This is a genomic window from Ignatzschineria indica, from assembly GCF_003121925.1.
GTDB lineage: Bacteria > Pseudomonadota > Gammaproteobacteria > Cardiobacteriales > Wohlfahrtiimonadaceae > Ignatzschineria > Ignatzschineria indica.
The window spans coordinates 219,709-244,144 of the sequence record NZ_QEWR01000003.1; the positions used below are offsets into that span (position 1 = coordinate 219,709).

Consider the following 24,436-nt stretch of genomic DNA (forward strand, 5'->3'; position numbering starts at 1 on the left):
CACAAAAAAGCTGATGAGTTGCCGGAGATCACCACTGCATGTTTTTACGAATCGCGTGCCGGCAAGTAGGCAATCTCAATCATCGGCAAATATCGCTCCATTCTGATCCATATCGTTACTATGACTCATATCGATACTATTTCTCGGCATTAAAAACGCCGACCTGCGGGCATGCGGTTGTGAGAAGAAGAAAATAGTTGGTTCCCGCCGCTCCAATAATGTTCTTATAGATTGAATAAATATATTGATATAGATCAAATAATATAAAAAACTCAATTGATAATAGATCTCAAAAGCGATAGATTTTTATTATCTATTTGATAATGATTCTTTATAAATGGATGATGATTTCAATAACGCTATTGATCATTACCCACTTCTCTAATCATTTTATTAACTTCTTTTTTATCTGCCTCTTCTATTTACCTCTCTTGCCTTGGTGACCGCTACAATGACAACTATGAAAATGCTCTCTCTCGATCAGGTCAATATCAATGAACCGGTGATGATTAAACAACTCAATACGCCGGAACCGAGCTATCGTCATAAATTGCTCGCGATGGGCGTTACCCCTGGTTGTGAAGTAACGGTGATTCGAACAGCGCCATTAGGTGATCCGATTCAAGTGATGATTCGAGGTTTTCAACTCTGCCTACGCAAAAAAGAAGCTGCTTCCATTATTGTTGAGAAGAGAGCGCAATAGATGAAACGTACCATTGCCCTACTTGGAAATCCAAACTGTGGAAAAACGACCCTCTTTAATGCTCTGACCGGCAGTCAACAGAAAGTTGCTAACTGGCCTGGGGTCACTGTCGATAAGAAGAGTGGCTTCTTTACAATCAATGATCAACAGATCGATGTGATCGATCTTCCCGGCACCTACTCTTTTGAAAATAGTGAAGATGATACCTCTCAAGATGAATTGGTGGTCAGAAATTATCTTCTCAATGCAAAAGAGACACTGATCATCAATGTGATCGATGCTTCTAACTTACAACGAAGCCTCTATCTCACCTTTCAGTTACTCGATCTAAAACAGCCTATGATGATTGTCCTCAATATGATGGATGTCGCAAAATTGGAAGGGATCGAGATCTATACTTCACTTTTACAAGAGAAACTCCATTGCCCTGTCGTAGCGATCTCCGCCCGTAAAAATCAGGGGATCGAAGAACTTAAAAAGATGATCCTCGCCTATGAGCCGGGACCTTATCTCGATCATGAAGAGACCTTTCAGACACAAGGCCCGAGCGTGATCGATGCGATCCAGAAGGAACTCAATCCTCTCCCCTCAGATTCAGCACTTAAACAACTCTCTCCCTGGCTTCTCCTAGAGACAATCAAAGGTAATTATCAAGATCCACGCTTTCTCCCTCAAGAGAAGAGAACGATTGAAGCCATACGAAACAATATTGAAGCACTCTCCGATTGTGAGCTCGATATTATTCTCGCTAGTAGCCGCTACGAAGCGATCGATACCTTGGCAAAATCGGTCATTAAGACCAGTGGCGTTGCTAGTGGTAAGCTCACCTATAAGATCGATGAGTGGGCATTAGGACGATGGAGTGGTATCCCCATCTTTCTCTTAACTATGTTCTTAATGTTTGCCATTGCTATCAATGTGGGCTCCGCATTTATCGACTTTTTTGAGATTCTCTTTGATGCTATCTTCGTCAGTGGGCTTGCTTCCCTTCTCTCCACACTACATGCGCCTGAGTGGGTTATCACCTTCTTTGCAAATGGCATTGGCGAAGGGATTAAAACGGTCGCGAGCTTTATTCCTGTTTTAACGATGATGTTTCTCTGCCTCTCACTGCTTGAGGACTCAGGCTATATGGCACGCGCCGCAATGGTAGTCGATCGTGGTATGAGGGCGATTGGCCTCCCGGGAAAAGCCTTTGTGCCGATGCTTGTAGGCTTTGGCTGTAATATTCCGGCAATTATGGGAACACGCACCTTAGAGAGTGAACGCGATCGCCTGATGTCTATTATGATGATCCCCTTTATGTCGTGTGGCGCAAGATTACCTGTTTATGCGCTCTTTGCCGTCATCTTCTTCCCCGGCAATATTGGGATGATTGTCTATCTTCTCTATCTCTTAGGGATTGCTGTCGCGATTCTGACAGGACTTGCCCTAAAATTCTCTATCCTAAAAGGTCCCAACACCCCTTTTATTATGGAACTTCCGGCTTACCATATCCCCACCTTTAAAGGAATTATCTTAACCACATGGGAACGATTAAAGAGCTTCATCCTGCGTGCCGGTAAAGCGATTATTATTGTCGTAACCGTTTTAGGATTACTCAATAATATTGGTAGTGATGGGAGCTTTGGAAATGCCAATAGTGAAAAATCACTCCTCTCCCATGTGGGGCAATCCATTACTCCGGCATTTGAACCAATGGGGCTAACGCAAGAGAATTGGCCGGCAACAGTCGGAATTTTTACCGGCATCTTTGCTAAAGAATCAGTTATCGGAACACTCAATTCGCTCTACTCACACAATGAAGAGCATGAAGAGTTTCAATTTTGGCCACAAGTGCAAGAAGCTTTTGCCTCAATTCCGGAAAATCTTGCAGAATTACCCGCATTGCTACTCGATCCTCTCGGCATTAATCAACAAGTCGCTGATGGGGAGATCGAATCTATTCAAGAAGCCAATGATGTGGATGATACAACCATCTCAGAAATTGAGCGCTACTTCACCTCCTCAGCATCGGTGATCGCTTACCTTATCTTTATTCTCCTCTATACCCCTTGCGTTGCAGCACTCGGTGCAGTCTATCGAGAAGCTGGCATTCGCTGGACGCTCTTAGTTGCGAGCTGGACCTTTATCATTGGCTGGATCCTAGCAACCGGTTATTTCCAACTCCATCTTCTCTTCACTGAAGGGGGCGTTACACCTATTATTTGGTTAGGATCGCTCCTTGTCGCACTTTTTGCGCTCTTCCTCTTACTGCGTTATATGGGGAAAAAGGAGATCTTTACAGAGAGTAAAGAGTTTATTCAAAAGAGCCATAAAAATGGGAAAAAAGGGAGTTGCTGCCAATGATCCTCCTAGAGATGAAAGCTTATATCGAAAAGCGAGGTGAGGTGCCATTAACGCACCTTGCCCACTCGTTTAATCTCGATCCTGATACAGCAGAGATGATGATGACGCAATGGATTAAGAGGGGCGTCGTTGAAAAACTCGAGAACCAACCTTGCCCTAGCCTCGATACTCAATCTCTGTGTGGTGGATGCTCCGGCAACTGCCATACCTCCTCCCTCATTCATCAATCTATCGGCACTCGGCAGGTGATTTATCGGATGAAGCGATCATAACAGACGCTTGTAAACTCTCTTAAAAACTCACTCAATCTCCTAAAAATTATCCACTTTCCCACTTAACATCACGCTATCTCCTACAATATAACGCTTGTTATTGGGCTTAGATGGTAGATATGATCTCTTTTATAAATTATAACGATCAAGAAAAAATCATCGTACAATAGCCTCCTTTCCTCTTTTTCATGAGTTACTTTAACGATGTTAGAAATTATTATCAGCATTCTCTTCTTGATTGCGGTGGGCTATTTTGTTGCTAAAAATTATGATGCCAAAATCGTTCTCTTTCTTGTCGCTTTTCTTCTTCTCTTTATCTCTGTCTTTTTAGGGCATACGATTGAGACAACGACGCCGACAGGATCTATCTGGCTCGATCCTTTTGCTAAAGCGACAGATGTCTTTAAGATGCAGATGGGGATTGTCGGGCTTACCATTATGATGCTCTTCGGTTTTGCTGCCTATATGAATCATATTGGTGCAAATGATGCGATGGTTGCCGTCTTATCAAAACCGATTCAAAAAATTCGTTCCGTCTATATCTTAGTGCCGGTGGTTTTTCTGTTAGGGAATGCACTGCAGATGGTGCTTCCAAGTGCCGCCGGACTTGCCATTCTATTGATGGCGACGCTCTATCCGGCGTTAAGAACCGCTGGGATGTCTCCTTTAACTGCCGGCGCCGTTATTGCCACAACTGCAACAATTACGCCGACACCGCTCGGCTCTGATAATGTCGTTGTCGCTCAACATCTTGGGATCTCTTCACTCGACTATGTTCTGAAGTATCATGCAAAAGTCTCTATTCCGGCGCTTATCATTATGGCGGTAGCTCATCTCTTCTGGCAGCGTCACCTCGATCGCCGTGCCGGGACCGTGCATGTACCTTATCAACCGGAGCATAGTGAAGCGGAAAAATTGGCGAAATTAAAACCGGCACCTTTATGGTATGCCATCTTCCCCATTGTGCCGATTTTGCTCCTTCTTCTCTTCAATCTCGCCTTTATCAACCCTGAAACGGGAAAACCACTCTTAAAGATGGGACTTCCTGAAATCACACTGATCTCTATCTTAATTCCCTTACTCATTGAATTGATCCGTAAAAGAAGCTTTCAAAAATCGATCAAAGATTTTAACCTCTTCTTTGAAGGGATGGGGCAAGGTTTCTTTCAGGTCGTTTCGCTCATTATTGCTGCCGGACTCTTTGTAGAGAGCTTAAAAGCGATCGGTATTATTACAACTTTAACCAATAGCCTTAATGATGTTGAAGGTGCCGGCCCGATTTTGATGTTCTTCTTCTCAGGAATGGCCGCATTAATCGGCTTCTTAAGTGGTAGTGGTATTGCCGTATTTCACTCCTTTATCAAGATTATTCCGGAGATTACCACACAGATGGATGTCAATACCGTTATGGTTGCATTACCGATGCAATTGACCGCAAATCTTATTCGCTCAGCATCACCTGTTGCCGCAGTGATTATTATTGTCGCCTCAGTCTTAAAGGTAAATCCGCTTGTTATTGTAAAACGGACCTCCGTACCGGTCTTTGTGGGAATCTTTACCTGCTTGGCACTCTCTTACTACTTCTATGGATAGAAGGTGTAGAATCATGCCTTTTATCTCCTTTATCTCTTTTATGCCATTTATGTCATTTATGCTTGTTATGATAAAATAGAGAATGTTCATTATATGATCGGCAGCTTCAGAGCATCTAGAGAGATCTTTAGATGCTCTTTTTGATTCGGCCATTGCTTAATCTATTACTCAATCCATTGCTCAATAAAAAAGCGATCAAACCTGATAAAATCTTGCTGAGTTATAAATCGCTTCATTCAAAATGCTTCATCGTGGGAGGTGGAGATGTCAAAAAAACCGCTCTTTAAAAAGCGTATCAATCCTTATTACAATCCTGAGAAAGCTCATCATCGCCCCTATGGCTTTGAAAATATTCCACCAACCAAGGTTGATTGGAGAGATCTTCTGCGATGGATGCAAGAACGCCGGCAGAAAAAATTACCTAAAGCTCCCTCTACGGGATATGAGAATTTTATTAAAAAGAATATGGTTCCGCTCCACTTTCCCGAAAAAGAGACATCGGCATTGATCTGGTTAGGCCACTCCTCGATCTATATCTCAACACCTGAAGTATCGATTGTAACCGATCCAATCTTCTCTCACCGCGCTTCGCCGCTCTCTTTCCTTGGTCCTCTTCGAAAAACGCCAGCAATCTCCGTCATTGAATCGATGCCACGATTAGATCTTATTCTGATCTCCCATAATCACTATGATCACCTCGATGAAAGAACGATTCTAGAACTCTATCAGAAATTCCCTGAAATTCTTGTGATCGTTCCCTTAGGGCTAAAACCATGGTTTTTAAAACGGGGCATTGAACGAGTCGTTGAGCTCGATTGGTGGGATAGTGAGAAGCTCTCTACTTCGCAATCTCCTTTAGAGATCACTGCGGTTCCGGCGCAACATTGGAGTAAGCGAGGATTTTTAGATCGTAATGCCTCACTTTGGTGTGGTTATATTATCCAGATAGGTGAGAAAACACTCTACTTTGCCGGCGATACAGGTTTTACTCCTCTACTAAAAGAGATCGGAGAGCGCTTTTCGATCGATATTGGTCTTATTCCAATCGGCGCCTATGAGCCTCGTTGGTTTATGGCGCCACAACATATCAGCCCGAAGGAAGCAGTCGAAATTCATCAGATGTTAAATATTAAGCAATCGATCGGCATCCACTGGGGAGTCTTTGAATTAACTGATGAAGCTCTCGATGAGCCGCCTCGCTATCTAAAACAATCCCTTAAAGCAGCAAATTGTCAGGAATCTGAATTTATCGCATTACCAATCAATGGCACTTGGCCACTTTAGATCAATCAGATGCCGCAATCGTATCTGAGATTTTAACCCAGGCAAGATCTTATCAATCTGCCTCTTATCGCTTTTAGATAAGTCATCTTTCATCGATAGCACTCAACCATCTTCATCTCCAGATTGAATGCTATCGATCTCAATGACTTCACTTAGCTCAATTAGCTTAATTGGTAGGGAGTATGAAATTCTGGATCAAATGTTGGCTCTTCAGTGAGTGCTGAGCGTAACTGATCAAACTCCGCAAGCCACTCTTGACGCCACTTCTCTTTCACCGATTCGGGTTGCCATGCGGCATTGATACCATTTTCAATACATTGGCGCACGCCATCGAGATCAAAACCGAAATTTTCAATCATCACCTGGTAACATTTCTGTCCATCAGTATTGTGCATATGCCAATCATCCGTTGCCGGGATAATCACCATACCTGCTTTCGCCATCTGCCGAATAGGATGCTTCATCTGCCACTCTTCTAGATTAGGCCACTTTTTTAAGAAAAAAGTATTACTCGGCACAACGGTAAAGGGAATACGCTCATCAACACAGCGCTGCATCAGCTCGGGATTCTCAACAACCGTATAACCATGATCGATACGCTCAAGCCCAATAAGATCGAGCCCGGTCTCCACATTCCGCCAATGAAGTCCAAACTCAGAGCAATGACCGGTTAAACGAAGGTTATTCTCTTTTGCAAGTCGATATGCTTTCCAGAACTTCTCAATCGGTGCATCATCTTCTCGATAATCGATACCAATCCCTAACACCCGAGGATGGGGATAAGCGATCATCCATTCAACCATCTCCACCGCCTCTTCAGGACTCTTCTCACGATTAATGGAGGGGATTAGATAGGCACTGATATTCCACTTTGCTTCTGCTTCCTCAAAAACTACCGCTAAAGTATCCGTTACAACTTGATAAGGAAGCTCAGTATCATTGGGATTCCAGAAGAATTCAACATAACGAATGCCACTATTTTTAGCATCCTCTAAGATCTCATAAGCAACGCGTGCATAATCTTCCGGCTCGCGCAGTAGCGGATAGAGAAAATTGAGCGCCGCTATTCCCCCTTTCATTACCTCATTTTCATGCGCATAAGCGCGATAATAGGATTTTGCTTCTTTCTCCGTCAACGGAACACCATATTTATGGGCAAGATCGAGCATCGTTTCTAAACGAACACCACCTAATAGGTGGTAGTGTAACTCTGCTTTAGGGATTTCTTTTAAAAATTGAGAGAGCGTTAAAGACATAAAAGATCACTCCGTAAGGGGTATAAAGCTATCTGGAGCTTTGATAAAAATTATTAAAAAGTATCTCACAACATGAATCATCTATGTGATCGACATATTTAACATGCTCGATATACTCAAAGTAGAATCATCACTCTATTTTAGCGGATTGGTCTGAAAAAAAGGGATAAAAAAGGGGATAAAAATCGCTCTCAATAAAAAGCCCTCAAAAGATAACGATAAGTCGCTCTTTTGAGGGCTTTAAATATATAATATATAACATATAAGATGTGATGCATGGAATCATAGGCTTACTAAATAGGAGCCTTAATACCTGCAATATCTCTTCTATTTATTAGAGCATATTGAGCTCAAGCTTTGCCCGAAGAGACATTCTCTGTGGCGTCCAGAAAGGTTCCCAAACAAGATCCACCATACACTCTTTGATTTCAGGAATTGAGTAGACGGCATTCGAAACCCAACTTGGCATCTCTCCGGCAACAGGGCATCCTGGCGCAGTTAAAGTCATATCGATACGGATGCGAATATTATTCTCCGTAAGATCGAGAAACTCGATTGCGTAGATTAAACCTAATTCATAGATATCTACAGGAATCTCTGGGTCATATACCTTCTTAATGGCATCGATAATCTCTTCAATTAATTGATCTACCTTCTCATCCGGCGCTACACCCTCTGCAAAGAGAATTTGCGGAAAATTGGGTTCATCGCGATTCATATCCATTTAAATCTCTATCCTTCTAATTTATCTATCTCTTTAATTGATCGATCTAGTCTACGATTTCCTCGGCTAGATATCCCATCTTGCTAATTTAAGCGCCCTACTCTGTCTGAGCGATCTCATCTTTTGCATGAATTGCTGAGTAGAGTGCATGCCAAGGTAATGTGGCGCACTTCACGCGAGTAGGATAATCCCGGACTCCCATTAAGATTTCTAAAGAACCTAAATCCCCACTATCGACATCTTCTAACGTTACCGCATTATGAAAACGTTGAAAAAGCGCTTCCGCTTCAGCAATACTCTTCCCCTTTATTGCTTCTGTCATCATGGAGCTAGAAGCGGTAGAGATTGCACATCCTTCTCCCTGAAAAGCGATCTCTTTAATGATGCCCTCTTCAATATTAAGATAGAGTTCAATCTGATCGCCACAAAGCGGATTATGCCCCTCTGCATGATGTGTACATGGCTCAATAAGATGGAAATTTCGAGGATTACGGTTGTGATCTAAAATCACCGCTTGGTAGAGCTCTTTAATATCAAAACTCATGGTAAATATATTCAACCTTAAATTAGCACTAAATTCGTACTGATTATAACGGATCAAAATTCCATTTACGAGCATTGATTGATTGCAACCGCTATTTTCTACTAGATATTGCCTCTAGTAAGAGAGCTCTTTTCGATTCTCTCCTCCTGACAACGGCAGAAAATCCTCGTTGGCTATTTCTCTGTTTTATGAGAAAATTGAGTATTCATCTCGAAATCTTCATATTTCGAAACCTAACAAATTAATGAGCATAAGCGGTAATCACAGAGTGGAACGGCTTATGCATCGACCAATACTAAAGAATATATTAAAAAAAGGATGGTTATAGAATGAACTGGTTTGAGCGTATAATTCCAATGATCCGCACAACGAAGAAGGAGAATACAGTTCCTGAAGGTGTCTGGGCTAAATGCCGTTCTTGCGATGCCATTCTCTATCAACAAGAGCTTGCGGCAAACCTTGAAGTCTGCCCTAAATGTAATGCTCATATGCGCATCGACCCTCGCACAAGATTAACAGCATTTTTAGATAAAGATTCTACAACTGAAATTGGTGCAGATATCGAATCAGTTGATTTCTTAAACTTTAAAGATAGCCGTCGCTACCGTGATCGCCTTCTCGATGCTCAAAAATCGACAGGTGAGACAGAAGCATTAATCGCAATGTCGGGCACACTTAAAGGAATGCCGATTGTTGCGGCTTCTTTTAACTTTAACTTTATGGGCGGCTCGATGGGCTCTGTTGTAGGAGAGCGCTTTATTCGCGCGGTCAATCATAGTCTTGAACATAAAGTTCCCTTAGTCTGCTTTATGACAAGTGGTGGTGCACGTATGCAGGAAGGTTTAACTTCATTGATGCAGATGGCGAAAACATCAGCGGGAATTGCGCGCCTTAATGAAGAGCACTTACCCTTTATCTCTGTTTTAACAGACCCTACATTTGGTGGTGTTTCTGCAAGTTTAGCGATGTTAGGAGATATCAATATTGCTGAACCTTATGCGCTGATCGGTTTTGCTGGTCCTCGTGTCATTGAACAGACTGTTCGTGAAAAACTCCCTGAAGGCTTCCAACGCTCTGAGTTCCTCCTTGAGAAAGGAGCCATCGATATAATCATCGATCGCCGTGAACTTCGAAATGAGATCGCAAGCCTTCTTGCAAAACTCACCCATCAAGGAAAACCTTTAGAAGAAGTGGGCTAGCTGAGCAAACTCCTACTCACTGAAGAGTACTTACTGACATTCTTATTGACATTAAATAGTAATATTTCCCAATAATACTTCACATGCTCTCGCAGGTTGAATTCAAACTGATATAGCGGCTGAAGATATTGGGAATATTATTGTTTATCAGATTCTATTAAGGGCAGAGATGACCATGGCTTCGAATCGTTCCCTTCAATCTTGGCTAACCCATTTAGAGAGCATTCATCCTCTATCAATGGATTTTAAACTAGAGCGTATTAAAAATGTTCTAAAAAATCTCAACCTTGGCAAAATTGCGCCGCTTATCATTACGGTTGCCGGCACCAATGGAAAAGGCTCCACATCCACAACAATCGCAAGCCTCTATCATGCTGCTGGATTACGCGTTGGACTCTTCACCTCCCCTCATATTTGGCGCTTTAATGAACGCATTCGTATCAACTTAGAAGAGGCTGAAGATCAAGATATTATCGCTGCTTTTGAAGCAATTGAAATAGCGCGTGGCGAGATTACCCTTACCTACTTTGAGTTTGCAACATTAGCTGCATTCTATCTCTTTAAAGAGAAGCAGGTTGAAGTCGCCATCCTTGAAGTGGGATTAGGTGGCAGGCTCGATTCAACCAATATCATTGATGCCGATATCGCGGTGATCACCCCTATTGGTATCGATCATACAGCGCAACTTGGCAATACCATTGCAGAGATCGCACGCGAAAAAGCGGGTATTATTAAACCGCTTGCTCAGGTCATTACCGCAGAAACGGCCCCTAATGATTCGATCTTAAAGCAAGTTAAAGAAATGGATGCAACTCTCTATCAAAATGGGCGAGACTTTCATTATCAACGTCTCGAATCGGGAGCATTCAATTATCAATTTAATGAGGAACCTCTCCTTACCTTACCTGCCCCCAACCTCAAAGGCCTTCATCAATATCAAAATGCGGCAACCGCTATTACAGCGCTCTATGTGGGTGCTGAAAAGTTTAAAATCACCCCAACACAAACTCATATTGCTAATGGTTTAAAAGATGTAAAATTAGAGGGGCGCTTTCAACAACTCACAAGAGCTGATAGCCCAACAATCTATCTTGATGTGACACATAACCCTCAAGGCGCGCATGTGTTAAAATCATTAATTGCGGATCTTCGATCTGAAAAAGGGGAGAATTTTGAGATTATCGCCCTTTTAGGAATGCTGAAAGATAAAGACTCCGTAGCATTAGCAATGCCCCTTAAAGACTCGATTCAATCATGGGTTACGGCAACAATCGATGATTGTGAACGCGGTCAATCGGGAGAAGCTTTGGCAACAAAGATTCAACCTATTATTCAACAAACTATTCTTGTGGCACCCTCTATCGCGACAGGTTGCCAGCAGGTGCTAGAAATGGCACGGCCACAAGATATTATTATTGTTTTTGGCTCATTTCATATGATGGCAGATAGCCTCAACTGGTTTAAAGAGAATCAATATGTCTAATACGCTAACAAAATCGCTATTACAACGTCTTATCGGTGGGATATTTCTTCTCGCTCTTGTCGGGCTCATTGCCGTACTACTTCTACAGCCCTCAGATAAATTACCCACCACAACACCACAAGCTAATAATACACAAAAGCCGGCGATTAGTATCAAATCTACAGGGAAAAAAGAGCCTCAAGAGATCGCTCCGCCCATTATTTTAGAGAGTCAATCAGGTAAAGAGATTGTCAGCAAGGCGCCGGGAGATATTGTGGGTGAAGAGCTATGGCAAAGTGTTGAACAAGGTCATCAGATCAAAGAAGAGAATGCCATTATTTTAGCAAGCATCAAACCGCCTAAAGTAACTCCTCTTCCCAAAAAAGAGATTGAGAAACCAAAAGTAACCCCAAAAAAAGAGCCGGCGATGCCCAAAATTGAATTGATCGCCGATAGCGAAAAGAGCACAGCAAAGGCACCACAAAAAACGCAACCGGTACAACAAGCTCCTAAAGCAACAGCACAGGGCCATTGGTATGTGCAACTAGGTGCTTTTGGTAATAGTGCCAATGCACAAAAACTGATGAATGAATTTAAGCAGAAAGGCTATAACGTCCGCATCTTAAGAGATAACAAGTTAAATCGTGTTCAAATTGGTCCTTATGCTACCAAAAAAGAGGCGGAGCAAGTACAATCTCGTACAAGGAGCGGATCATTAAAGCCCTCTGTTGTACAGGCTAAATAAATCAACGCAGAATCATGCAATATGCATCTTCCTTCTTTTTAAAAAAGAGACCTTCAAAGAGCGATCTTTTTCAAAAAAGTGAAGGATCAGTATCAGCAAGATCTGCCCACAAAACAGTTAGACTAGGAGCTCATTAACGTGGATATATCAACCATTATTGATGCCGTTATTATTGCCATCATCGCTATTTCAGTCATTGTGGCATTCTTTAGAGGCTTTATCTCAGAAGCGCTCTCATTGATCGTCTGGGTATTAGCATTTATGGGAGCCGTCTTCTACTATCAAGATGTCGGCAAGATGCTCCCTAATCTCTTTGGTGGTAGCGCCAATGCTTTAAGTGGTGATGAGTCGATCTTTGGCGACCTTATCAGCTTTGCAATCACCTTTATTGCCCTCTTGATCATCTTAGGTTTGGTCAATCTTCTTATCACTTTTGTACTGCGAAAATTGAGTATCTCCTGGCCCGACCGCCTCCTTGGTACGATCTTTGGTCTTTTAAGAGGGATCTTTATTGTTGCCGTTATCTCCCTTTTTATTATTGAATCGCCTTTTAAAGAGAGTGAGTATTGGAAAAATGCGAAATTTTCCGGCATGGCCTCTTCTTGGGCGGAAACACTAGCATCAATGATTCCTGAGAATTTCTTAGAGAGTATTAACACCACTGTGATTGAGCCCGCCAAAGGGGCCGCTCAACAAAACAGCAATAGCATAAAAGAGGCTGCGCAAAAAGCAGCGATCGAACAGATGACGCGCCTACGCGAGGAGGCTACCCGTAATGAGTAATGTATCACACGAAGAAATTGAGAAGTTTAACGATCAAGATTGGTGGAATCGTGAAGGAGAATTAAAGACACTTCATGACATCAACCCTACCCGTTTTGAGTTTATTGAACAATTTGTTGATCTTGCCGGCATTAAAGCACTCGATATCGGCTGTGGTGGCGGCATCATCGCTGAAGGTTTAGCAAAACGACATGCCAAAACGACCGGCATCGATATGGCACCTAATGCCATTGCTGTCGCTAAAGCGCATGCGAAAGAGAATCATCTTAAGATCGATTATCGAGTAATCACTGCTGAAGAATTTGCCGAAGAGCATCATGAAGCTTTTGATCTCATCACCTGTCTTGAGATGCTCGAACATGTCCCTACCCCAAGCGCTATTATTGAAGCTGCAAGCAAAATGTTAAAACCAGGTGGGCATATCTTCTTCTCAACCATCAATCGCACCTTAAAATCGAGAGCCTTAGCGCTCTTCGCCGCAGAGAGCATCCTACGTATTGTTCCAAAGGGAACCCATGACTATAATAAGCTCATTACCCCTTTAGAGCTCTATGAGATGTGTGAAAGCTATGGTTTAACGGTTAAAAAGATTGAAGGAATGAGTTACAACCCTTTCACTCGCATTGCAACACTTACCGATGATGTGAGTATGAATTATCTGCTCTATGCAACGAAAGCGTAACTCATCATCGATGAGAAAATGACCGCATCTTGAAAGTTGCAATAGCGCTAAAACCGAACGCTAAAATTAAATCAGGTAACAATTTAATAAGAAATTTAATAAGAGATTTAATCAAAGGGTTCAATCAAAAGATTTAATCAAGGGATTTAATAAGGATTTTTTATATGTCAAAACCATTAACGGGCCGTGTCATTTTAGTAACCGGTGCTTCTGGTGCAATTGGGAAAGAATCAGCACTTCGTCTTGCTGATTTAGGCGCGACCATTATCCTCATGGGCCGAAAAGAGGAGAAGCTCAATCCCATCTATGACATTATTGTCAATCGAGGGGGAGCAGAACCTGCTATTGTGGCAATGGACTTTCTAAAAGTAGAAGATCTCGATTACTACAATCTTGCTCAAAACCTAGCGTTAGAGTTTGGAAAACTCGATGGTATTGTCCATGCAGCCATCAACCTTGGTTACTTAACTCCCCTTGCCCATACCAGCCCTGAAAAATGGCATCATGGGCTCAATATTACTCTCAACGCACCCTACTTCCTGACACATGCCATGTTGCCGCTTCTTGATCAATCAGATCGCGCTTCTGTCATCTTCTTTACCCATGATGAGGTAGCAAAAGGGGATCGTGCCTATTGGGGTAGCTATGCCATTGCTAAAGCAGGCTTAGAGACCATGATGAAGATCTTTGCGCTTGAGAATGAGTCAGAAAAGAAGATCGCCTTTAACGCGATCGATCCTATCTGCATCAACTCTGCCCTTCGAATGAGTGTGATGCCGGAAGGCGCGCCTAATCCCAAAGAGTTACGCAAGGTGATCGATCTTGTATGGCAACTTAATGATCCCGAACAACCCTTTGTAACAGGAACAACCTTAACCGTTGAGTAGATAGTTGCAGCGTTGGGCAATCTGCCCATCCCTTCAATCATTAATCATTAATCTCAATTTTTAATCCAATCTTCTATTAGGAGGAGACGATGCAAAAAGTACACCCTCTCAAAAAAGCGGCAACTCTCTTTATTGCCGCTTTTTCTTTATCCTCAATCATCGCTGTGGCAGAGACCGTTCCCGAAAAGATCACCATTATCGATAACACCTATGAAACAGAGCTTGATAATGGCTTAAAAGTGATCGTTAGAGCCGATCATCGCGCACCTGTTGTCACTTCAATGGTCTGGTATAAGGTTGGATCGGTAGATGAACCCCGAGGTTTAGGCGGCATCTCCCATATGTTAGAGCATATGATGTTTAAAGGTACCGACACTTTAGGCCCTAATGAGCACTCAATGATTATTGCCAATCTCGGCGGTCGAGATAATGCTTTTACCTCTACTGACTATACTGCCTACTTTGAAAATCTGCCGGCATGGGAGCTTGAAACAGCGCTCAAATTAGAGGCAGATCGTATGCAGAACTTAGAACTTCGAGCCGAAGATTTTGCACCTGAACGACTTGTTGTTGCAGAAGAGCGTCGTCAACGCACCGATAGCAATCCTCAAGCACAGCTCTATGAAGCTTTTAATGCTAACCTCTTTACCACAAGTGCATATCGTAATCCGGTGATCGGTTGGATGCCGGAGATTGAAGGATGGACCTTAGAAGATCTTGCGAATTGGTATCAACAATTTTACGCACCCAATAATGCAACGGTAGTGATTGTCGGCGATGTGGATCCAGAAAAAACGATCGCACTTGTTGAGCAATACTTTGGGGAGATTCCACCGAGTGAAAATATTACTCGTCCTTACAACTTTGAAGTTGCACAACAGGGCGAGAAGCGGATCGACCTTGCGATTCCCGCTAATATGCCCCTTCTCTTTATGGGATATAAAGTCCCTAGTATCAATGAAGTTGATGCCACAGAAAATCAAGAGGCAGATGCCCTTCTCCTTGCCTCACTCATTTTAGATGGTACCTCCTCATCCCGCCTTCCTAAGCGTTTAGTCCGCGATGAGCAGATCGCCTTAGAAGCAGGGAGTTACTACAACTATGGAGCGCGCTATACAACACCCTTCACCTTTGTAGCGGTTCCGGCAGAAGGGATCTCTCTTGCACAAATAGAACAGGCCTTAAAAGAGGAGATTGCGCTTCTTCAAAATGAATTAGCCTCAGAAGAGGAGATTGAGCGCATTATTGGCCTCTATGAAGCAGGTAATATCTACAGCAAAGACTCTGTTGCATCCCAAGCGATGTTAATTGGACAAGCAGAAACAACCGGTGAAGGTTGGCAAAATGCAGAAAATCGTATTGAGCGTCTCAAAAAGGTAACACCAGAGATGATTCGACAAGTGGCCCAAAAATATCTCAATGATGAGCAAGCCACGATCGCAACGCTCCATCCGCAACAAGCCTCGATCGAAAGCTCGCCAACAAAGAGAGATGAAATATCCGATGTAGAGACATCTGATGGGGCGACGCCTGACAGGGAGATCGACATTAAAACGGTCGGGAGCACTGAAGAAAATTCACCTTCAGAGAAGAGCGAAGCTCAAGAGACACAAAAGGCTCTAGAGACGCCAGAGACTCCGGAAACCACCATCTGATGCTGCTTTAAAAAGGAATGATTATGAGAAAGATTATCAGAAAGTTAATAACAACCCTCCTCGTCACAGTCACGCTTTTTAGCACCGTAATCGCGCAGGCTGCAACTGATGTTGAGACTTGGCGTACCGATGAAGGTGCTGAAGTCTACTACCTTCATGCACCTGAAATTCCGATGGTGGATCTAATCCTCTCACTAGAGGCGGGATCGATTCGTGAAGGCGATAGCTATGGTTTAGCAGCAATGACTGCCAATATGGTCACCTCTGGAACACAATCGCTCGATGAGGAGGCGCTCCTATTAAAACTCGATCAGTTACAGAGTTCGATAGACGCTTCAAGCTCTACTTACCACACCCTCTTCTCGCTTCGCTCATTGAGTCGTGAGGATCAGCTCAATTCAACATTAGGGGTTCTCTATGAGATGTTACAATCCCCTCGCTTTGATGAAAAAGTCTTCAAAAGAGAGGTTGCCCAAGCGATCGATAGTCAAAAAGCACGCCTTGATAATCCATCTGCAATTGCAAATGAGCTCTACTACGCTGCGCTCTACCCCAATAGCGTTATTGGCGCAACATCAGAGATGTTACAAAAATCACTTGCAAAGATGAGCCTTGGTGATGTGAAAGCCTTCCAGGAACAATATTACGATGCTCATGGTGCAAAGATTATCTTTGTCGGGGATATCTCTGAAGAGGAAGCGAAGAAAGTTGCCACAAAAATTAGCCAAATTTTAGGTTCTGGTGAGATTCATCCTGCTATGGCACAGATTGAGCCCGTCACTATGGATCTCACCTATGAGCAATATTACAATAGCCCGCAGACACAAGTGATGATGGGGCAGCCCGCTATCGATCGTTTTAGCCCCGATTATCTCCCTTTAATGATCGGCAACCATCTTTTAGGTGGCAGTGGCTTAACTTCGCTCTTGATGACCACAATTCGAGAAAAAGAGGGGTTAACGTATGGTATCTATAGCCGCTTTGCACCCAATTTTTACGAAGGACCTTTCACTATTAGCTTCTCCACTAAAAATGAGAGCGTTGAAGAGGCGATTACTCAGACGAAAGCAGTCGTCAATCAATTTATCAATGAAGGGCCGGATGCAGAGCTATTAGAGCGTGCGAAAAATAACTATATCGGCTCCTTAGTTCTCGATCTCGATAGTAATCTTAAGTTAGCTTATGCCATCTTAAATCTTGCAACTTATGGATTACCACTCGATTATTATGAGACTTTGCCAGAAAAAGTGAGAGCAATTACGCCTAAAGAGATTCAGGAAGCCTTTAAGCGTCATGTCAACCCCCAGGAGATGACAACTGTGATCGTCGGTGGATATGTCGCTCCCGACAAAGAGACAAGAAAACCCTTTAACGACCAGTAATATTGAGGCTTTAGAGGATTTTTATTAACAAAATAGGGTTATCCCCTCTTATCCCCACAAGCTGTGGATAAGTTTTGGGATAGCCCTATTATATTGTTAACCCTCCCCATAAGAATGCGCCTCTCGGAAATTGAGCAATAATAGCTCAGCACAAAGAGTAACATTGTTCTATATTGATTAGTTACCCCCAATATTTATCTTCGCATCTTCTCTCTCTGCATGGTGCTATCCCAATCGCTCGATTGAACTTCTCCTCCTTTGATAACTACCTCCCGCTTCCCAGAAAAAAACGTTACAATAGTTTCCTCTTATCCTCAGATCAAACCTACGGTAGAGTCAAAATCTTATGAATAGAGATCATATTACCCAGTTCTTCGCCCAAGATGGGTCATTAAGTAGAGTCATTGATGGCTATCAGCCTCGTGATGAGCAGATTGAGATGGCAGAAGCGATCGCCCTTGCCATTGAGGAGCAAGACACTTTAATTGTTGAAGCAGGAACAGGAACGGGAAAGACCTTTGCATATCTTGTTCCGGCACTTCTCTCTAAAAAGAAGACTCTTATCTCTACCGGGACAAAACATCTTCAAGATCAGCTCTATGAGAAGGATATTCCACTCCTTAAAAAGGTGATTAAACACCCTATCTCCACAGCTCTCTTAAAAGGACGCAGTAACTATCTCTGTCTCTATCGAACAAAGACACTACGCGCACGCGGTCGATTTGAGAATAAGAAACAGGTTGAGCAATTTTTCCGAATTGAGCGCTTTTCCCAACAAGATCCTATCGGTGATATCACACAGCTCTCCGGCATTACAGAGAGTGAGCTCTGGCCACAAGTTACCTCTACGACTGAAAATTGCCTCCATAATGAATGTCCTGACTATGAGGAGTGCTTTGTCTTTAAAGCGCGTAAAAAAGCGATGGACTCTGATGTCGTCGTTATTAACCACCATCTCCTCTGCGCCGATTTAGCACTGAAACAGGATGGTTTTGGGGAGCTTCTTCCCGAAGCGGACATTATTATTATCGATGAAGCCCATCAACTTGCAGAGACTGCCGGACTCTTCTTTAGCACCCAGATCTCTACGAAACAATTTCATGATTGGATTGATGACCTCAATAAAGCCATTGCGGTCGATGCTCCCGATTTCAGTGGTCACGATACCGCTGCGGATGCGCTCTTTAAAGCGCTTACTGAACTGCGTAAAGCACTTCCACAATATAATCAGCGTTATGCTTTAACTGAGTTTTCAGACAACCCCATCATTACCAATCTCTACCAAGAGATCTATGAGATTCTTAAAACATTATTACAAATTGTTGATCCCCTCAAAGTTCGGGCACAGATCTTTGCTAAATTGATCGATCGCTTAGAAGAGCTAACAATGACCTGGAAGATTCTCCTTTTAAGTGAGAAGACCCCTGATTCTATCAATGCAATCAATTGGCTTGAGACCTACACATTCAATATTACATTTCATTCAACACCGCTCGATATCTCTGAACAGTTTCGAAAAAATAGTGGTCTACTCAATGCAAGTTGGATCTTCACCTCAGCAACATTAGCGGTCAAAGATGATTTTAGCTATTTTTGCCGCCCATTAGGCTTATCGAAAAAGAATACACTCAAGTTAGAGAGCCCCTTCGATTATCCTCGAACCTCCCTGCTCTACCATCCAGATCATCTTCCATTGCCGAGCGATCCACGCTTTCTTCCAGAGATGATCGATGCCATTATTCCCATTTTAGAGGTCACTAAAGGACGAGCTTTTATTCTCTTTACAAGCTACCGAGCGCTCAATGAAGCGAAAGAGCTATTAGGTCGCAAGACCGATTATCCCCTCTTTGTACAGGGTGATCTTCCGAAGATGCAACTCATTGAGGAGTTTAAAGAGTCCGGCAATGGCGTTCTTTTAGGAACAATGAGCTTCTGGGAAGGCGTCGATGTGAAAGGCGATGCCCTCTCCTGCGTTATTATTGAGAAATTCCCCTTCGCCTCTCCCGGTGACCCCATTGAGCAAGCAAAGATGGATCTCATTCGTGAACAAGGTTATGATCCCTTCAATACCTACCAACTCCCCAAAGCGATTATTGCGCTCAAACAGGGTGTTGGGCGCCTTATTCGAGATCATGATGATTATGGATTATTGGTGATTGCTGATCCTCGCCTCTCTAAGAGTCGCTATGGAAAACGATTCCTCGATAGCCTACCACCGATGACAAAAACCTTGAAGCCGGAGAGAATCTCCCGATTTTTTGATTATATCGAAAGTAGAGATAAGGATAAAAGGAGATTAGAAGAGAGAAAATAGAGCAAAAAATAGAATACAACGGAATCCGATCTATAATTCCCTATAAACGATACGATACGACAATATCTTCTACTAATGTTTTCTATCAATGTTTTCTATCAATTATATTTTCTATAGATATTACCAATAGACATTACCTATAGTTATTACTGATATCACCCCATTATCGATATTACCCCCCTTTTCCCATAGAGGTTTCATCCCATGAATATCACATTTCTAGGACTCTTCCTGATTGTTGCCGGCTATCTTATCGGCTCACTCTCATCGGCCATTATTCTCTGTAAACTTGCAGGACTTCCCGACCCGAGAACAGAAGGTTCAGGTAATCCCGGCGCAACTAATGTTATGCGCATCGGAGGCAAAAAACTTGCCGCACTAACGCTTTTAGGAGATCTCCTCAAAGGCTTAATTCCAGTATTATTAGCAAAGATCTTTGGGCAATCTGCAATCGTTATCTCATTGGTTGCCGTGGCCGCCTTTTTAGGACATCTCTACCCGCTCTTTTTCGGCTTTAAAGGGGGTAAAGGGGTTGCTACAGCATTTGGAGCAGTTTTAGGGCTCAATCCATTTGTCGCACTCTGTGCTTTTGGCGTATGGCTACTGATCTTCTTTATCAGTAAAATTTCCTCTCTCTCGGCATTAACCGCGGCAATCTCTGTTCCTTTCTTCCTCTTCTTTTTTAACGCACCAACAGCGATTGTTGGGGCGGTGATCTTTATGGATCTCTTCTTAATCTACCGCCACAAGAGCAATATTGAGCGCCTTTTACGAGGCGAAGAGGGGAAACTTAAAGCTAAAAAATAGCTCAAACAACTCTCAAGAGAGATCAAAATAGAATCGACAGAGAGTGTGAGTGCCAAAGCTGATCGGAGAGAGAAAATGATTACTATAAATCAGTCGCTCTATCGGCTATAATAAGACCTATTTAATTGAAAATTCCTATTTTAAGGACAGCATGAAAGAACGTTTACAGAAAGTTTTAGCGAACCTAGGATTTGGTTCACGCCGGGAGATTGAGGGTTGGATTAGCGAAGGCCGCATTAAGGTGAATGGCGAAGTCGCTGAACTCGGTTGCCAAATAGATGGGACAGAGAGTGTCCTCCTAGATGATCGCCGAATTTCTATCGACAAAAGTGAACAAGAGCGCCGTGTCTTAATCTACTACAAACCAGTTGGTGAGATTACAACGCGCCATGACCCTGAAGGTCGCCCAACAATTTTTGAGAGTCTCCCCTCCATCCGCGATGGCCGCTGGATTACAGTGGGACGTCTCGATATTAACACTCAAGGATTACTCCTTGTGACCAATGATGGTGAGCTCGCGCACCGTTTGATGCACCCCTCTCATGAATTAGAACGTGAATATGCCGTACGTGTTATCGGTGATTTTACCGACGAGATGGCAGATAACATGCGCAATGGTATCGAGTTTGAAGATGGTATCTCAAAATTTGAAGAGATCCTCTGGTCAGGCGGTACCGGTGCAAACTTCTGGTATCACGTTACCGTCAAAGGTGGAAAGAATCGTGAAGTTCGTCGCCTTTGGGAATCCCAAGGTTTGATGGTCTCTCGTCTTATCCGTATTCGCTATGGCAATGTGGAGTTACCACCGGGATTACGTGAAGGTCAATTTATCGATATCGACCCAGAAGTCTTAAAAGAGTTAGTTGAGTCTGTCGGCCTTGAACATCAACACGTTGTTCTCGATGAGAAGCAAGAACGTCAAAGAACAAAAGCACGCCGTATCGGTAGTGTTCAGGAGCGCCGTCGTGAATTGAGTCGCAGTCCGCGCCCAAGAAGTGATGATCGTGGCGAGCGTAATGATCGCGGTGAGCGCAGTAACTTCGGTCGTAGCAATGATCGTTTCGAGCGCCGCAATTCATCTGATCGCCCTGATAATCGTGGAGATCGTACAAATCGTGGCGAACGTAGTGATCGCGGTGAGCGCAGTAACTTCGGTCGTAGCAATGATCGTTTCGAGCGCCGCAATTCATCTGATCGCCCTGATAATCGCGGAGATCGTACAAATCGTGGCGAACGTAGTGATCGCGGTGAGCGTAGCAACTTCGGTCGTAGCAATGATCGTTTCGAGCGCCGTAATTCATCAGATCGCCCTGATAATCGTGGAGATCGGACAAATCGTGGCGAACGTAGTGATCGCGGTGAGCGCAGTAACTTCGGTCGTAGCAATGATCGTTTCGAGCGCCGTAATTCATCTGATCGCCCTGATAATCGTGGAGATCGCACAAATCGTGGCGAACGTAGTGATCGCGGTGAGCGTAGCAACTTCGGTCGTAGCAATGATCGTTTTGAGCGCCGTAATTCATCAGATCGCCCTAATAATCGTGGAGATCGTACAAATCGTGGCGAACGTAGTGATCGCGGTGAGCGTAGTGATCGTAATAACTTTGGCTCACAAGATTCGCGCCGCCACAATCGTTCAGAAACACGTTCTTTTAACCGCGACCGCAACGAAGGTCAACGCGGAGCAGGAAGAGGTAGAGATTCCGGTCGAGACTTCAAACGGGATGGGAATCGCGACTCTGACCGCCGATCTCGCTCCTAACCCCAGATAGCGGGAATATCTTATAAAGATCTTTTGCATTGCAGGAGGTCTTTATTTATTTCTAGCGCTCTCTAAGTTTCAAGGTTTCAAATTTTAAATTTCAAGGTTTTAAGTTTTGAGAAGAGATCTTAAAAATATCTAATAGAATGATCTCTCAAACATCTACTCACCTATAACAATCGATGAGATAGTGCGATTTTAGCCGATAGGCATCAGAGCAGTCGCCCTCGATAACAATATTAATATTAGCCTTAGTGTTACCATTAATATCAAGATCGGTATCAAGATCGCCATCATCGAACAAACTAATGAGGATCGTTTATGTCAACGCCATTAGCACTCAAAATAACAGATCTAAAAAAACAGTATCAAAATGGGAAAGTTGCCCTGAAAGGGATCAACCTAGAGGTCAAAGAGGGAGACTTCTTCGCACTATTAGGCCCTAACGGCGCCGGAAAATCGACCACTATCGGCATCATTACCGATCTGGTACAACCTAGCTCTGGCCATGTTGAGGTCTTTGGGGTCGATACCCAAAAGAATCGTAATCTTGCAAAATCGATGATCGGCTTAGTGCCACAAGAATTTAACTTCAATCCCTTCGAACCTTGTGAGGAGATTGTTATTAACCAAGCAGGTTATCTAGGGATTCCTCGAAGTGAAGCGAGAAAACGAACAGCTGAGCTCCTTAGATTATTAGACCTGACAGATAAAGCAAAAGTGATGGCGCGGGAACTCTCCGGGGGGATGAAGCGCCGTTTGATGATCGCCCGAGCATTAGTCCATAATCCTCGTCTTCTTATTCTTGATGAGCCGACTGCCGGCGTTGATATCGAAATTCGAAGACAGACCTGGGAGCTGATGAAGCGGGTCAATGCTGCCGGAACAACTATTATTCTGACCACTCACTATTTAGAGGAGGCAGAACAGATGTGTAAAAATATCGCCATTATCAATCATGGAGAGATTGTTCAGCAGAGCTCAATGAGTGCCCTTCTCCGAGAGTTACAATCAGAATCATTTATTCTCGATCTAAGTGCGCCGGCAACAGAACTACCACAAATCCCAGGAATTGAGCTGAAGCTCATCGATCCTATGACCTTAGAGGCGGAGATCACCAAGCCACATACGATCAATGATCTCTTTATGGGGCTCAATACTAAAAATATTAAGATCGACACCATGCGAAATAAAGCAAATCGTTTAGAGGAGCTCTTCCTTCGCATTACCAATGAACCACAAACAACAGGAGCAAAAGATGAGTAACCGCGCTTATTGGATCGCTTTTTATACTATTTTGACAAAAGAGATCTATCGTTTTGTTCGTATCTGGCCACAAACATTGCTTCCGCCACTCATCACAACTATTCTCTACTTCCTTATCTTCGGTAAGGTGATTGGGGATCGTGTTGGTGCAATGGATGGCGTTACTTATGCCCAATTTATCGCACCGGGATTAATTATGATGACTGTGATTAGCAATAGCTATTCCAATGTTGTCTCCTCCTTCTTTAGTGCAAAGTACTCTCACCATATTGAAGAGATGTTAGTAGCACCGGTTCCTAATATTGTGATTATTGCCGGCTATGTTATGGGGGGCGTTGCCCGAGGATTGGCCGTTGGTGGAATTGTCACCATTGTGGCGCTCTTCTTTATCGATATGAAGATCGATAATATCCTTCTGATGCTACTCATCTTCCTCCTCACCTCGCTCGTCTTCTCGCTTGCCGGCTTAATTAATGCCATCTTCGCACGAAGCTTCGATGATATCTCTATTATTCCCACCTTTATCCTAACGCCACTGACCTATCTTGGGGGTGTCTTCTACTCAGTCTCTCTCTTACCTGAGTTTTGGCAAAATATCTCCTACTTTAACCCGGTACTCTATATGGTAAGTGCCTTCCGTTATAGTATTTTAGGAGTTTCCGATATCAATATCTTTACGGCGATTACGCTACTTTTAGGATTTTTTATCGTTCTTTTTTCAGTCGCTTACTATCTGCTACATAAAGGAACGGGCTTAAAATCATAAC

The 24,436-nt window shown here is 43.3% G+C and carries 21 protein-coding genes; 18 read left to right on the forward strand and 3 right to left on the reverse strand.

The genetic code is table 11. The features are described from left to right. Nucleotides 1-451: 451 nt before the first annotated feature. From DC082_RS07035 to DC082_RS07055, 5 genes are all read left to right on the forward strand, one after another. On the forward strand, nucleotides 452-703 hold the full coding sequence (locus DC082_RS07035; protein ID WP_094567880.1) for a FeoA family protein: 252 nt from the start codon (nucleotides 452-454) through the stop codon (nucleotides 701-703). Next, nucleotides 704-3,052 carry a Fe(2+) transporter permease subunit FeoB gene (feoB, locus tag DC082_RS07040; RefSeq protein WP_109236368.1) on the forward strand — a complete coding sequence of 783 codons (2,349 nt, stop codon included), beginning with the start codon at nucleotides 704-706 and terminating at the stop codon, nucleotides 3,050-3,052. Continuing rightward, entirely contained in the window at nucleotides 3,049-3,324 is a 276-nt protein-coding gene (locus DC082_RS07045; RefSeq protein WP_109236369.1) for a FeoC-like transcriptional regulator, read from the forward strand. Before feoB ends, DC082_RS07045 begins: the two co-directional genes overlap by 4 nt. 204 nt (nucleotides 3,325-3,528) lie before the next feature. Next, nucleotides 3,529-4,917 carry a C4-dicarboxylate transporter DcuC gene (gene dcuC, locus DC082_RS07050; protein WP_109236370.1) on the forward strand — a complete coding sequence of 463 codons (1,389 nt, stop codon included), beginning with the start codon at nucleotides 3,529-3,531 and terminating at the stop codon, nucleotides 4,915-4,917. A 264-nt stretch (nucleotides 4,918-5,181) separates the two neighbouring features. Next, nucleotides 5,182-6,201 (forward strand): MBL fold metallo-hydrolase, encoded by a 1,020-nt coding sequence (locus DC082_RS07055; RefSeq protein ID WP_109236371.1) that lies wholly within the window; start codon nucleotides 5,182-5,184, stop codon nucleotides 6,199-6,201. Nucleotides 6,202-6,362: 161 nt separating this feature from the next. Here DC082_RS07055 and DC082_RS07060 read toward each other — a convergent pair whose 3' ends face one another. From DC082_RS07060 to sufU, 3 genes are all read right to left on the reverse strand, one after another. Continuing rightward, nucleotides 6,363-7,457: an adenosine deaminase family protein gene (locus tag DC082_RS07060; protein ID WP_109236372.1), complete on the reverse strand. Its 1,095-nt coding sequence runs from the start codon at nucleotides 7,455-7,457 to the stop codon at nucleotides 6,363-6,365. A gap of 334 nt (nucleotides 7,458-7,791) precedes the next feature. Continuing rightward, complete coding sequence (locus DC082_RS07065; RefSeq protein ID WP_275665788.1) at nucleotides 7,792-8,181, reverse strand: iron-sulfur cluster assembly protein; 390 nt, start codon at nucleotides 8,179-8,181, stop codon at nucleotides 7,792-7,794. A gap of 97 nt (nucleotides 8,182-8,278) precedes the next feature. Beyond that, the gene (gene sufU / locus DC082_RS07070) at nucleotides 8,279-8,725 is read right to left on the reverse strand and encodes a Fe-S cluster assembly sulfur transfer protein SufU (RefSeq protein WP_109236373.1); all 447 of its coding nucleotides are present in this window, start codon (nucleotides 8,723-8,725) and stop codon (nucleotides 8,279-8,281) included. A gap of 329 nt (nucleotides 8,726-9,054) precedes the next feature. Between sufU and accD the strand changes: the two genes are divergently transcribed. From accD to DC082_RS07135, 13 genes are all read left to right on the forward strand, one after another. Beyond that, nucleotides 9,055-9,924 (forward strand): acetyl-CoA carboxylase, carboxyltransferase subunit beta, encoded by an 870-nt coding sequence (gene accD, locus DC082_RS07075; protein ID WP_109236374.1) that lies wholly within the window; start codon nucleotides 9,055-9,057, stop codon nucleotides 9,922-9,924. Nucleotides 9,925-10,099: 175 nt separating this feature from the next. After that, nucleotides 10,100-11,407: a bifunctional folylpolyglutamate synthase/dihydrofolate synthase gene (locus tag DC082_RS07080; RefSeq protein ID WP_109236375.1), complete on the forward strand. Its 1,308-nt coding sequence runs from the start codon at nucleotides 10,100-10,102 to the stop codon at nucleotides 11,405-11,407. Continuing rightward, a complete protein-coding gene (locus tag DC082_RS07085; protein ID WP_109236376.1) occupies nucleotides 11,400-12,131 on the forward strand; it encodes an SPOR domain-containing protein in 732 nt (243 codons plus the stop codon). The genes DC082_RS07080 and DC082_RS07085 overlap by 8 nt, the downstream gene beginning before the upstream one ends. A gap of 138 nt (nucleotides 12,132-12,269) precedes the next feature. Beyond that, entirely contained in the window at nucleotides 12,270-12,914 is a 645-nt protein-coding gene (locus DC082_RS07090) for a CvpA family protein (RefSeq protein WP_157957419.1), read from the forward strand. Then, entirely contained in the window at nucleotides 12,907-13,596 is a 690-nt protein-coding gene (gene ubiG / locus DC082_RS07095; protein WP_109236377.1) for a bifunctional 2-polyprenyl-6-hydroxyphenol methylase/3-demethylubiquinol 3-O-methyltransferase UbiG, read from the forward strand. Before DC082_RS07090 ends, ubiG begins: the two co-directional genes overlap by 8 nt. 164 nt (nucleotides 13,597-13,760) lie before the next feature. Beyond that, complete coding sequence (locus DC082_RS07100; RefSeq protein ID WP_109236378.1) at nucleotides 13,761-14,483, forward strand: SDR family NAD(P)-dependent oxidoreductase; 723 nt, start codon at nucleotides 13,761-13,763, stop codon at nucleotides 14,481-14,483. 89 nt (nucleotides 14,484-14,572) lie between these two features. Then, complete coding sequence (locus DC082_RS07105; protein WP_109236379.1) at nucleotides 14,573-16,138, forward strand: M16 family metallopeptidase; 1,566 nt, start codon at nucleotides 14,573-14,575, stop codon at nucleotides 16,136-16,138. A 23-nt stretch (nucleotides 16,139-16,161) separates the two neighbouring features. Beyond that, entirely contained in the window at nucleotides 16,162-17,520 is a 1,359-nt protein-coding gene (locus DC082_RS07110) for a M16 family metallopeptidase (RefSeq protein ID WP_189363318.1), read from the forward strand. A 346-nt stretch (nucleotides 17,521-17,866) separates the two neighbouring features. Next, nucleotides 17,867-19,834 (forward strand): DNA repair helicase YoaA, encoded by a 1,968-nt coding sequence (locus tag DC082_RS07115; protein ID WP_109236381.1) that lies wholly within the window; start codon nucleotides 17,867-17,869, stop codon nucleotides 19,832-19,834. A 204-nt stretch (nucleotides 19,835-20,038) separates the two neighbouring features. Continuing rightward, nucleotides 20,039-20,641 carry a glycerol-3-phosphate 1-O-acyltransferase PlsY gene (gene plsY / locus DC082_RS07120; protein ID WP_109236382.1) on the forward strand — a complete coding sequence of 201 codons (603 nt, stop codon included), beginning with the start codon at nucleotides 20,039-20,041 and terminating at the stop codon, nucleotides 20,639-20,641. 151 nt (nucleotides 20,642-20,792) lie between these two features. Next, the gene (rluB, locus tag DC082_RS07125) at nucleotides 20,793-22,403 is read left to right on the forward strand and encodes a 23S rRNA pseudouridine(2605) synthase RluB (protein WP_109236383.1); all 1,611 of its coding nucleotides are present in this window, start codon (nucleotides 20,793-20,795) and stop codon (nucleotides 22,401-22,403) included. 321 nt (nucleotides 22,404-22,724) lie between these two features. Then, nucleotides 22,725-23,669, forward strand: a complete 945-nt coding sequence (locus tag DC082_RS07130; protein ID WP_109236384.1) for an ABC transporter ATP-binding protein — start codon at nucleotides 22,725-22,727, stop codon at nucleotides 23,667-23,669. Continuing rightward, nucleotides 23,662-24,435, forward strand: coding sequence for an ABC transporter permease (locus DC082_RS07135; RefSeq protein WP_094567899.1), 774 nt, complete (start codon nucleotides 23,662-23,664; stop codon nucleotides 24,433-24,435). The genes DC082_RS07130 and DC082_RS07135 overlap by 8 nt, the downstream gene beginning before the upstream one ends. The last annotated feature ends 1 nt before the right edge of the window (nucleotide 24,436 follow it).